Here is a 12,390-nt window from a genome sequence, read left to right as displayed (position 1 = left end):
ATGGCAATTCTTCCATAAAACGTTTAAAATGAACGATGTAATAAGAGCTCAGTTAAGGAAAGTAAGGTTTCTTTTGCTGTGCCATCAGGCAATTGTTGAATATCAGTGATTGCTTTGTTGGTTACTTTTTTAGCAAAAGCTTGTGCTTCTGTAACGCCATGATAGTCATTGACTAGTGCCGCAACTTCAGCTGCCTCTTCTAAGGTAATGGCACGTCCTTTATCCAAATAAGGGCTGAATACGTCAGGTGCTGCTTGATAAGCGAAGAGAAGAGGTAACGTATAAACACCTTGTGACAAGTCTTCTAAAGCGGGCTTTTTCAAGGTTTCCGTGTCGGCAGTATAATCTAAAATATCATCATAGACTTGAAAAGCAATGCCAATATGACGGCCAATTCGTTTAGCTAAACGTTGGACTTCTTTTGAACTATGACCGAAATAGGCCCCTTCAAGACAGCTTAGTGAAAAAAGTTCGGCTGTTTTGCCGTTGACACTTCTTAAATAAGCAGGAATCGACATGCGGCGGTCAAATCGATGACTCATTTGATCGAGTTCACCAAGTAATAACCGTTTCATTCCTTGTGCATTGATTTTCATAAATTCAGAGCCATTCATGGCATCTGCAATCAAAGTAAAGAATTCAGTGAATAGTAAATCACCTGTGTAAACAGCAACGTCTTTACCATATTGTGATTGAATAGTCACAGCGCCTCGGCGCAATGGAGAATCGTCAATAATGTCATCGTGAATCAACGTAGCCATATGTAGGATTTCCAAAGATGCAGCTATTTTTAATAATTGTTGTTTCTCTTGTTTTTCTTCATCACCCAGTTGAGCAAAAAGAAAGAAAAAAGCGGGGCGTAATAATTTGCCGCCAGAACGAGCCAAAGTTACTAAGGCTTCTTCAATGTCTTCGTTGCGTGTATGCAACGTTTGTTCAATTAATTCACATGTTTCCGTTAAAGAACGTTCAACGTCAGGAAACGACTTCCAAAATGTGTTCATAAATATACTACGATCCTTTCAGTGGTTCAATACTATTTGATTGTATACGAATTGGCGACAGAAATACAGTAATTAAGTTTTAAAAGTAACAAAGTTTGTAAAAAAGTAGCGGAGGGATAGTTTGAATCGAGAAATATTTTTTGAATTAGTAGAATTAAAAGCAAAAACAGCTAGTGTTTTGCCATTTTTGTTAGGAATTTGTTTTAGTTGGTACCAATATGGGCGGCTCCATGTTGGTTATGTTTTAATTTTTTTCATTGCGATGTTTATTTTTAATATGGCGGTCGATATTTTAGATAATTATAATGATTACCATCATGCCACAGAAGTTCATGATTATAAGGAAAAAACGAATATTATCGGTCGAGAAAATTTATCTTTGCCATTAATACGCAAAATGATTTTTTGGATGATTCTCGTTTCTGCTTTGATGGGGATTGGGTTGTCATTCATTGTCGGCTGGCCGCTATTAATTATGGGTCTTTATTGTTACTTAATTGGTATTTTTTATTCATCGGGACCGAAACCTTTGTCCAGTCTACCATTAGGGGAAGTTTTCTCAGGATTTACAATGGGGTTCATGATTACCCTTATTTGTGTCTACATTAATACGTTTGAAGTTTTCAATTGGTCAGCAGCTAATTTATGGGGGATTTTCTTAGTCGCCTTACCTAACACTTGTTACATTGCTAACTTAATGTTAGCAAATAATATCTGTGACTTAGAGGAAGATGAAAATAACAAGAGATATACATTAGTTCATTACCTTGGCAAAGCAAGTTCTTTGAAATTATTCGTCGGATTAAATACAATAGCAATGTTAGCCATTTTGTTAGCTGTCGGTTTAGGATTAACCCCGCCAACAATGTTACTCATGCTTTTAACTTTACCTTTTGTACGGAAACAAACCCAAGCCTTATTGAAGGAACAAGTGAAGAGTAAAACATTTGTTTGTGCTGTGAAGATCTTAGCTGTGGGAGCAACTGCACAAGTGCTATTTTTTGCCATAGGTTTGTGGTGGCTGTAAATTTTTTATAGAGTGGAAGGGAATCAAAATGAATAAGAAACATGTTGTTATTTTAGGTGCTGGTTACGCAGGCTTAAAAACATTACGCGAATTACAAAAAGGCGCCAAAGACGTCGAAATTACTTTAGTGGATCGTAACAACTATCACTACGAAGCAACGGATTTGCATGAAGTTGCTGCTGGAACACAACCAGCTGAAAAAATCACATACAATATTATGGATGTTGTCGATGAAAAAATGACAACCTTTATCCAAGGAACAGTTAAAACAATTGATGCTGCAACACAAACAGTTGCTTTAGAAGATGGCCAAACAATCAATTATGATTACTTAGTTGTTTCTCTTGGGTTTGAATCAGAATCATTTGGTATCCCTGGTGTGCAAGAACATGCTCTACAAATGGTAGATGTGAAAACGGCTTTAAACGTGTATGAACATATCCAAGAACAAATGCGTCAATACAAAGCAACTCAAAACGAAGAATTCTTAAAAATTGTTGTCTGCGGAGCAGGCTTTACAGGGATTGAATTATTAGGTTCTCTTGTTGAAAACAAACCAAAATTTGCTGAAATCGCAGGTGTCTCAGCAGATCAAATCCAAATTTATTGTGTCGAAGCAGTTACTCGCCTATTGCCGATGTTTAACGAAAAACTTGCGAACTATGGTGTGCAATTATTAAAAGATTCAGCTATTCATTTATTATTAGGTAAACCGATTAAAGAAATCAAACCAGGCGCAGTTGTTTATCAAGATAACGAAGCAGGCGACTTGGCAGAACTTTCTGCCAAAACAATTATTTGGACAACGGGTGTTAGTGGAAGCCACGTTGTAGGCGATTCTGGCTTTGAAGCTCGTCGTGGTCGTGTCATGGTTCAACCAGATTTAACAGATGCGAACCATAGCAACGTCTATATTATTGGTGATTGCTCAGCAGTTATGGATACAGAAACCAATCGACCTTACCCAACAACAGCACAAATCGCCTTGAAGATGGGCGCTCATGCTGCTAAAAATATTCAAGCACAATTGAAAGGGGAAGCAACTAAACCTTTCAGCTTTAAATCACAAGGTTCTGTTTGTTCTGTCGGAAATACACGTGCTTTAGGAATTGTTGGTAAAACAGACATTAAAGGATACCCAGCTTCATTCATGAAAAAAATTATCATGAACAAAGCGCTCTTTGAAACAGGTGGTACCAAAGAAATGATGGCTAAAGGTCGTTTCGACTTATACCATTAAGAATCAGCAAAATAAGAAATAATGAGGTCGGGACAGAACCGTTTAGCTCCGAGAAATAAGAAGAAATTTCCGAAAATTGCTCTTTAATTTTTGGAGAATTTCGGCTTATTTCCGAAGGAGTTGGTTCTGTTCCTGCCGTTTATCAGTTTTTGAGCGTGGAGCAAAAATCCAAAGTGATTTTTGTCCCACGCTCATTTTTCTTAAATGAAAGTTTTTAAAAAATTTCCATGATTTTTCAAGTAAAATGAGGTGGGCACTTTTGTTCGATTCCATTTTTATGTATAATGAGAAGTGATGGAAAGAGGGAAGTTAAATGGCACAAAAAAGAGCAACAAATAAGAAAAAAAGTACGACAAAGAAAAAGACTAAAAAACAACAGCAACAACAAGAACGTTTAAATTATATGTTTCTTGGCCTGATTTTTATTTTATTCGGTGTCTTTGGACTCTTTCGCTTAGGGTTTTTAGGCACGTTATTAGCGAATTGTTTACGCTTAGTTGTAGGTAATACCTTTCCATTTGCAGCGATTTTACTAATCCTGTATGGCTTATTAGTCATGATTTATGGGAAAGATTTTCCGTTAAAAAGAGGGCGCCCTATTTTTGGGGCTGTTCTGATTTATATTAGTGTTTTGTTATTTTTCCATGCCTTTATGTTTCGAAATGTTAGTGGCAGTCAACCAGATATTTTAGGTAACACTTGGGAATTTTTGCAAAGTGATTTAAAAGCCAACCAAGTGACGCAAAACGTAGGGGGCGGTATGATTGGCGCGCTGCTTTATCAAGGAACGTACTTTTTGGTGGCACAATTTGGCAGCTATTTAATTGCCACATTGCTACTGTTAGCGGGTATTTTCTTGATGAGTATGTGGGATTTTCAGCAAATTGTTGATCATTTCCAAAGTATTCAAGATCGCCTAAGTCATGTTTCGGCAAAATCACAGGAGCGACAAGAAGAAAAAGAGGCAAAGCGAGCAGCGAAGAAAGAAGCTAAGGCTGCAGAACGCCAAGCAAAAATTGAAGCCGCTGCCCAACAAAAATTACAAGAGCGGGAACGTATGGAACAAGCGGCAGCCGAGCGCTTAACAAAAACACCAGTTGAAACCCACCAACCAATGGTGGAAGAACCGGCTGCACCAACGCCTGTTCAAATTGATTCGTTTCAACAGCAAAATCAGGCGATGCCTGTACCTCCAATCGCAGCAACAAAACCGCAACGAGAGCAAGAAGAAGAGGCGGCAGATGAAGCTGGTGTTCTCGAATTTGAAATTTCTGAAGAAGCGGAAGACCGTGATTATCAACTACCACCAACTGATTTGTTAGATACAATTCAAGCAACGGATCAAAGTGGTGAATATGAAAAAATCGAAAAAAATATTGGCGTCTTAGAACAAACCTTCAAGAGTTTTGGTGTTGATGCTAAAGTAGTCAAAGCTAGTTTAGGACCATCTGTCACAAAATTTGAAGTTCAACCCGCTGTTGGGGTAAAAGTTAGCAAAATTGTTAACTTGACGGATGACATTGCTTTAGCGCTTGCGGCCAAAGACGTTCGTATGGAGGCCCCAATCCCTGGGAAATCACTAATCGGGATTGAAGTTCCTAATAGTGCAATTAGTACAGTATCCTTTAGAGATATTGTTGAGGCACAACCAAGTCATCCAGATAAACTATTAGAAGTACCTTTAGGTCGAGATATTTCAGGGATGGTTCAAACTGCGGATCTATCAAAAATGCCGCATTTATTAATTGCGGGATCGACAGGGAGTGGGAAATCGGTTGCTATCAATGGCATCATCACAGGTATTTTGATGCAAGCGAAACCCCATGAAGTAAAATTAATGATGATTGACCCGAAAATGGTGGAATTGAATGTGTATAACGGGATTCCTCATTTATTAACGCCAGTGGTTACTAATCCGAGAAAAGCGGCACAAGCCCTGCAAAAAGTAGTTCAAGAAATGGAATTTCGTTATGAAAAATTTGCAGCAACAGGCGTCCGAAATATCACTGGTTACAATCAACTAATTCAACAGAAAAATGCGGAAGATGGCGAAAATCGTCCAATTCTGCCATTTATTGTTGTCATTGTTGATGAGTTAGCTGATTTAATGATGGTGGCAAGTAATGAAGTAGAAGATGCGATTATCCGCTTAGCCCAAATGGCACGGGCAGCGGGCATTCATATGATTTTAGCGACACAACGGCCAAGTGTGGATGTCATTACAGGAATCATCAAAGCAAATGTCCCTTCTCGAATGGCTTTTGCGGTCTCAAGTGGGACAGACTCGCGTACCATTATTGATACCAACGGGGCGGAGAAACTATTAGGTCGAGGCGATATGCTCTTCTTACCAATGGGAGAAAATAAACCAATTCGTATCCAAGGGGCCTTTATCTCTGATCAAGAAGTCGAACGAGTGGTTGCGTTTGTAACGGACCAACAAGAAGCTGAATATCAAGAAAGCATGATGCCAACAGATGAACCGACCACTTCAGGCGGTGGCGAAGCTCCTCAAGATGAGTTGTTTGAAGAAGCGAAAAACTTGGTGGTTGAAATGCAAACAGCTAGTATTTCATTGCTACAAAGACGTTTTAGAATTGGCTATAATCGTGCGGCTCGCTTAGTAGATGAATTGGAAGCACACGGAGTTATTGGACCATCAGAAGGTAGCAAACCAAGAAAAGTCTTTCTACAAGCGGAATCAGAAGAGGCAGCAACCGAGACGCCAGAACAATAAACAAAAAGAACAAAAATAGATAAATTTATCTATTTTTGTTCTTTTTTTATAATTTCAGCAAAGCATCATGTTATAATCATCATTTTCTGGTAAAATAGAAAGGAATAGTGCGGTTGGGAGGGAGCGTATCATGAGAAGAAAGAGCGTGCTTTATTTAGAAGTAGCAGATCAGATTAAAGAAGATATTTTGAGTGGCAAGTATCCAGTAGGAACGTTTTTACCAACAGAAACAGAATTGGAAGAGATGTTTAACGTTAGTAAAATTACGATTCGGCGGGCAATCGAAATGTTAGCAACGGAAGAATTTGTTGAGAAAAAAAGTGGCCGAGGCACAACTGTGTTAAGCAATCGTCCCTATAATAAACTATCAAAAGCAGGGACATTCACTGAATTTTTGAATGAATCAGGTCAGAAAGTAACTAAAAAAGTTTTACAAGTTGAAAACTTGACGTTGTCAAAAGAGATGCCGGCTTATCAATTTTTAGGAGAAGAAGTGGTTCACCTTTCACGGTTATATCTAATCGATGAACAACCCTATATTTATTTTAATTACTATTTGCCAGCTGCCATGAAAGACGTATCATTGACTGAATACAAAGAAGAATCCTTGTATCGTTTGATGGATCGACATGCCATTGAAATTTATAAATTTGAAGACCGTTTTGAAGTTGCAACTTTGACAGAAGAAGAGCAAAAGATGTTGCAAACAACTGAAACAACGGGCTTAAAAAGAATTCGGCGTTCGTTAAGCCCAACAGGTCGTTGCGTAGAATATTCAGAAGCTATTTATAATACGAAGATTCATCCTTATGTGATTGAATATGAAGCATAACTTTTAAAAGAATAACAGTGCACTTACAGTAATGTAAGTTCATTGTTATTCTTTTCTATTGTCGTTTTTTTTCGTTTTCGATACACTAAATGAGTGAGAAGAATAGGAGTGGAAAATATGTTAGAAGTACAAAATTTAAAAAAAGTTTACGGAAACGAAATTAAATATGAAGCTTTAAAAGGGATTAATTTAACTGTCCAAGAGGGTGAATTTATTGGTATTATGGGACCTTCTGGAAGTGGGAAAAGTACACTTTTAAATTTATTGGCAACAATCGATAGTCCAACAGACGGTGAAATACTTTTAAATGGAAAAAATCCAAACAATTTGAATCAAGAACAAATTGCTAAATTCCGTCGTACAGAATTAGGATTTGTTTTTCAAAGCTTTAATTTAATGCCAACATTAACTGTTGAAGAAAATATTATTTTGCCATTGACACTTGATGGAGAAAAAGTCTCTGTAATGAAACGACAATTAGCAGAATTAAGTGAGCGTTTAGGTATCAATCATCTGTTGAAAAAACGAATTGCAGAAATTTCTGGTGGACAAGCACAACGGGTCGCCGTTGCTCGGGCAATGATTCATCATCCACAATTATTATTGGCTGATGAACCAACAGGAAACTTAGATACGAAATCATCTAAGGATGTGATGGGCTTGTTACAACAATTAAACGAAGAAGAAGCGGCGACTATTTTAATGGTGACCCATGATCCGCTAGCCGCAAGTTATTGCAAGCGCATTGTCTTTATTAAAGATGGTGAATTAATTGATGAAATTATCCAAAACGGCAACCAAAAAGAGTTCTACGATTTAATCATGGTGAAACTGGCTGAGATTGAAGGTGTCGATAATGAATTTTAATCAGTTTGTTATAAGAAACACGATTCGAAATAAGCATTTATACTTGGCTTATTTCCTAAGTACAATGTTTTCTGTGATGATCTTTTTTACGTTCACTGGTTTTGTCTTTCACCCAGCCTTAGCTAATGGTTTAAATCCTAAAGCACAAATGGGAATGACGGCTGCGGCAATTATAATCTATGGTTTCTCTTTCTTATTTGTTTTATACTCGATGGATGTCTTTATCCAATCTCGAAAAAAAGAGTTTGGAACCTTGATGATTCAAGGGATGAGTCCAAAACAGTTAAAGAAAATGATTTTTATTGAAAACTTAGTGATTGGTTTCTTTGCTACAATTTTTGGTAGCATTTTAGGTGTTGGATTTTCACAGTTTATTTTATGGATTAGCAATTTATTGATGCATCTAGGTTTAGGTTTTTATTTGCCAGTGATGCCGTTTATCATTACTGTCATTTCATTTGCGGTCTTGTTCTTAGTAATTTCTTTCTTTATTCAATTCCGCTTGCCAAAAGCGACACTTCAAGAGCTATTAAAAGCAGGGGAAATGGGTAAAGGTGAAATCAAAAGCTCTAAAGTTAAATCTTTCTTAGCCGTGTTGCTTTTAGTTGTCGGTTACGGAATTGCTTTAGTTGCTAAGGGACAGTTAGTTTTAATGGTGATGTTCCCAGTAATTTTCTTAGTTATTTTAGGGACAAAATTCTTATTTGACCAATTGAGTGTTTCTGTCATTGAACGTTTAAAACGGAAACCAAAAATCTTTTGGAAAAAAACCAATATGGTCGTTTTATCAGATTTAGCATTCCGCATGAAAGATAATGCACGTTCGTTCTTCTTGGTTTCGGTGATATCAACGGTTGCTTTTGCTGCCATTGGAACGTTATACGGCGTGAACGAGATGATTTTTAAAGGAATAAGTTCTGTACCGTACGAACTGACATTGTCTGATTCGACCAACCCAGAAAATCAAGAAATGAAACAATTTGCGACAAAAACATTCCAAGAAAAAAATATTCAGTTTGATCAGATTGATTACACAATGTACAAAACAAGTGCCGGTATCCAATTAATCAAAACATCTGAATATAATAAACTCGCAAAATTTATAGATGAACCAACTTTAACAGGTGAGAAAGTAGTTAATTTATCACAAAAAGATGCTCCTTCTGCTGCATCAGTAGATGTCAAATCTGTTCAATTGGGAAATGATCAAGTTTTAAACATTGATAAAACAGAAGAAACCAATGTATTACCGACTTTTGGCGGTGTGGTTGTTATCCCAGATAGTACCTCAACAGATGGAATCAAAGCGGAAACAGAAACAATTTGGCAGCCCAAAGCAGGAACCAATCGTGAAGAATTGATAAAAGCAGAAAATATTATTGGTGACAAGTATCCCATGTTAGTAGGAACAGCTGCAATGTCGGCAGCCATTACGCAATATTATACGCCAGTTCTATTTGTCGGACTATTTATCGGTATCGTGTTCTTTGTTTCGGCGGGTAGTTTCTTATACTTCCGTTTATACAGTGATATGAATACGGACGTTGAAAAATTCAAGATGATTTACAAACTTGGTTTGACGAAAAAAGAATTGAAGAAAATGATTTACCAACAAGTAGGTATTTTATTCTTTACCCCAATTGTTGTTTCATTTATTCATGGAGCTGTTGCTTTGAAAGCAATGTATGCTGTCTTAGATCAGCCAATGCAATTAGCTGGCTGGGAAGTTTTAGGCGTTTTCTTATTGATTCAGGTCGTTTACTATTTAATTGCCAGAACGTTCTACTTCAAAAAAGTTTATCACTTAGTGAAAGATTAATTATAAAAAATCGTTAAGCATGCACGCTTAACGATTTTTTTGAGACTCTTCGTGATATTGCATTCAAAGTGAGAATACGTTATAGTTATGAAGCGAATGTAATAGCAGAAATGAGGAAAAGAAATGCAGAAAGAATCCATTTATGGACTGACGAGAGAACAGCTTGTGGACTGGTTTTTAGCCCATGGCGAGAAGAAATTTCGCGCAACACAAGTGTGGGAATGGTTGTATACAAAACGTGTTGCTTCATTTAGTGAAATGTCGAACATTTCTAAATCGTTGATGACTTTATTAGAAGAAAATTTTTCATTAAATCCATTAAAACAAGTCATTGTGCAAGAAGCACAAGATGGTACCGTAAAATATTTATTTGAATTACCAGATAAAAATATGATTGAAACAGTCTTGATGCGTCAAGAATATGGATTATCTGTTTGTGTGACCACTCAAGTTGGCTGCAATATTGGGTGTACATTTTGTGCTAGTGGGCTATTAAAAAAACAAAGAGATTTAACTGCTGGCGAGATTGTTGCCCAAATTATGTGGGTGCAACATTATTTCGATGAACGTGGGTTGGATGAACGTGTTAGCCATGTCGTTGTGATGGGAATTGGTGAACCATTTGATAATTATGCCAATGTCATGAACTTTTTACGAACGATTAATGATGATAAAGGCTTGGCTATTGGTGCCCGTCATATTACAGTTTCAACAAGTGGTTTAGTGCCAAAAATTCGTGAATTTGCAGACAGTGGACTACAAGTAAACTTAGCAATCTCATTACATGCTCCTAACAACGAAGTTCGTACATCAATTATGCGGATTAATCGTAGTTTTCCAATTGAAAAATTAATGGCAGCAATTGATGAATACATTGAAAAAACCAACCGACGTGTTACATTTGAATATATTATGTTGAGTCAAGTGAACGACCGACCAGAACATGCTCAACAATTAGCAGATTTACTACGGAATAAGAAAAAACTTTCTTATGTTAATCTGATTCCGTATAACCCAGTGAGTGAACACGATCAATATAGCAGAAGCTCTAAAGAAGCGGTTTTAAAATTTTATGATGTACTCAAAAAGAATGGCATCAATTGTGTTATTCGTAAAGAACACGGAACAGATATTGATGCGGCTTGCGGACAATTACGCAGCAAACAAATGAAAAAAGAAAAAGTCAAAAACCAATAACGTAGTTAAAATCGGATCAGAAAGGTTTCTTTTTGATTCGATTTTTCGTTTATTTAATAAAAAATCGTCGGTTTTTCCATTCTTGCTTATAAACAAAAGATGAATGCTCTAAAACTTTTATGACAAATTTTCTTTTTGTGGTTTTCAAACTTGAAATTCTAAAAGAAATAGCTATACTGAAAAGAGATCGTCACAGAATTTTTCATGAAAACAGCTATTATTTTCGTTATCTTTTCAAGAAAGTGAAATTTTGTTACGCTTTTTTAGTTTAAATGAAATGAGGGAGTCTATGGAGAAAAAGCAATTAAAAAGAGAGATCACAACGTTTGGTGCGTTATCCACGGTAATGGGTACGGTGATTGGCGCTGGTGTTTTCTTTAAAGCTGCGAGTGTCGTTGGACACGCACAGTCAGCTAGTTTAGCTATCTTTGCTTGGGTATTAGGTGGTGCCTTAACCATTTGTGCAGGATTAACCAGCGCCGAACTTGCTACAGCAATCCCTGAAACAGGTGGCGCAGTGAAGTATATTGAATATACATATGGTAAATTAGCTGGTTTTCTTTTAGGGTGGGCACAAAGTATCATTTATTATCCTGCCAACATTTCGGCGTTATCCATTATTTTTAGTACACAACTAATCAATTTGTTTCATCTATCGGCAAATTTATTGATTCCAATTGCCATTCTTGCGGGAACCAGTATCACGATAATTAATTTATTAGGAACAAAAATTGCTTCTTTGGTCCAATCAACGACATTGGTGGTAAAACTGATTCCAATTGCCTTGATTTCTTTAGTAGGATTATTTACTCCAGGACAGGTAGCTGTTTCACTTTTTCCTGTTGAAACAACAGCGAATACTGGCTTTTTAGTTGCTTTTAGTGGCGCCTTAGTCGCCACCATGTTTGCTTATGATGGCTGGCTAGGTGTGGGTAACGTGGCTGGTGAAATGAAGCGACCAGAAAGAGACTTGCCTAAAGCCATTATTTTTGGTTTGTTATTGATTACTTTAATTTATGCTTTAATTAATTTTGTATTTCTAAAAACATTACCAATTGAGCAAATCGCTGGGAATTTGAATGCAGCTTCGGATGCTTCTGTGGCTATTTTTGGACCAATTGGCGGCAAAATCGTAACTATTGGGATTTTAATCTCTGTATATGGTGCGTTAAACGGCTACACAATGACAGGGATTCGGATTCCTTATGCCTTAGCCTTAGATAATCTGATGCCTTTTAGTCGTCAGTTTCAAAAGTTGTCTAAACGCTTTGTTGTTCCTTACGTTGCTGGAATTTTTCAGTTAGCTGTAGCCATTATCATGATGTTTTTCGGGACCTTCGATTTATTGACGGATATGTTAGTTTTTGTTATGTGGTTGTTTAATCTATTAATTTTCTTAGCCGTTTTTATTTTAAGAAAACGAGAACCTGAATTAAAACGACCGTATAAAGTTCCTGGCTATCCAATTATTCCAATTATCGCAAGTCTAGGTGGTATCTTCATCTTGGTTACAACGAGTATTACACAGCCTATTCTAGCATTGATTGGTATAGGGATTACGCTTCTAGGAATTCCAGTTTATTTAGTTAATAAACAAAAAACGAAGCCAAAAACGTAAACGATCCAATCGGATTATCATAGTTTTTCTCAAAAATTTTGTGATTCAG

Annotated in this window: 9 protein-coding genes; 8 read left to right on the top strand and 1 reads right to left on the bottom strand. The window is 36.8% G+C overall.

Annotated features, from left to right (window positions below; translation table 11 throughout):
- Nucleotides 1-23: 23 nt before the first annotated feature.
- On the bottom strand, nucleotides 24-1,004 hold the full coding sequence (locus IGJ20_RS08685; RefSeq protein WP_002360015.1) for a polyprenyl synthetase family protein: 981 nt from the start codon (nucleotides 1,002-1,004) through the stop codon (nucleotides 24-26).
- 121 nt (nucleotides 1,005-1,125) lie between these two features.
- On the opposite strand from IGJ20_RS08685, the gene IGJ20_RS08680 reads away from it, so the two are divergent.
- The 8 genes from IGJ20_RS08680 (at nucleotide 1,126) to IGJ20_RS08645 (ending at nucleotide 12,341) form a co-directional block, all read left to right on the top strand.
- Nucleotides 1,126-2,031 (top strand): prenyltransferase, encoded by a 906-nt coding sequence (locus tag IGJ20_RS08680; protein ID WP_002360016.1) that lies wholly within the window; start codon nucleotides 1,126-1,128, stop codon nucleotides 2,029-2,031.
- A gap of 28 nt (nucleotides 2,032-2,059) precedes the next feature.
- Complete coding sequence (locus IGJ20_RS08675; protein ID WP_002360017.1) at nucleotides 2,060-3,271, top strand: NAD(P)/FAD-dependent oxidoreductase; 1,212 nt, start codon at nucleotides 2,060-2,062, stop codon at nucleotides 3,269-3,271.
- A 313-nt stretch (nucleotides 3,272-3,584) separates the two neighbouring features.
- Entirely contained in the window at nucleotides 3,585-6,008 is a 2,424-nt protein-coding gene (locus IGJ20_RS08670) for a DNA translocase FtsK (protein ID WP_202522592.1), read from the top strand.
- A 130-nt stretch (nucleotides 6,009-6,138) separates the two neighbouring features.
- Nucleotides 6,139-6,840 (top strand): GntR family transcriptional regulator, encoded by a 702-nt coding sequence (locus IGJ20_RS08665; RefSeq protein ID WP_202250951.1) that lies wholly within the window; start codon nucleotides 6,139-6,141, stop codon nucleotides 6,838-6,840.
- Between the two features lie 117 nt (nucleotides 6,841-6,957).
- Complete coding sequence (locus IGJ20_RS08660) at nucleotides 6,958-7,707, top strand: ABC transporter ATP-binding protein (protein ID WP_202522591.1); 750 nt, start codon at nucleotides 6,958-6,960, stop codon at nucleotides 7,705-7,707.
- Entirely contained in the window at nucleotides 7,697-9,526 is a 1,830-nt protein-coding gene (locus IGJ20_RS08655) for an ABC transporter permease (protein WP_002395793.1), read from the top strand. The genes IGJ20_RS08660 and IGJ20_RS08655 overlap by 11 nt, the downstream gene beginning before the upstream one ends.
- A gap of 123 nt (nucleotides 9,527-9,649) precedes the next feature.
- A complete protein-coding gene (gene rlmN, locus IGJ20_RS08650) occupies nucleotides 9,650-10,723 on the top strand; it encodes a 23S rRNA (adenine(2503)-C(2))-methyltransferase RlmN (protein WP_002356987.1) in 1,074 nt (357 codons plus the stop codon).
- Nucleotides 10,724-11,012: 289 nt separating this feature from the next.
- On the top strand, nucleotides 11,013-12,341 hold the full coding sequence (locus tag IGJ20_RS08645; RefSeq protein WP_002362058.1) for an APC family permease: 1,329 nt from the start codon (nucleotides 11,013-11,015) through the stop codon (nucleotides 12,339-12,341).
- The last annotated feature ends 49 nt before the right edge of the window (nucleotides 12,342-12,390 follow it).

The organism is Enterococcus sp. DIV0294 (genome assembly GCF_050558155.1).
Classification (GTDB): domain Bacteria; phylum Bacillota; class Bacilli; order Lactobacillales; family Enterococcaceae; genus Enterococcus; species Enterococcus faecalis.
This window is presented reverse-complemented; position numbering and strand designations above follow the sequence as displayed.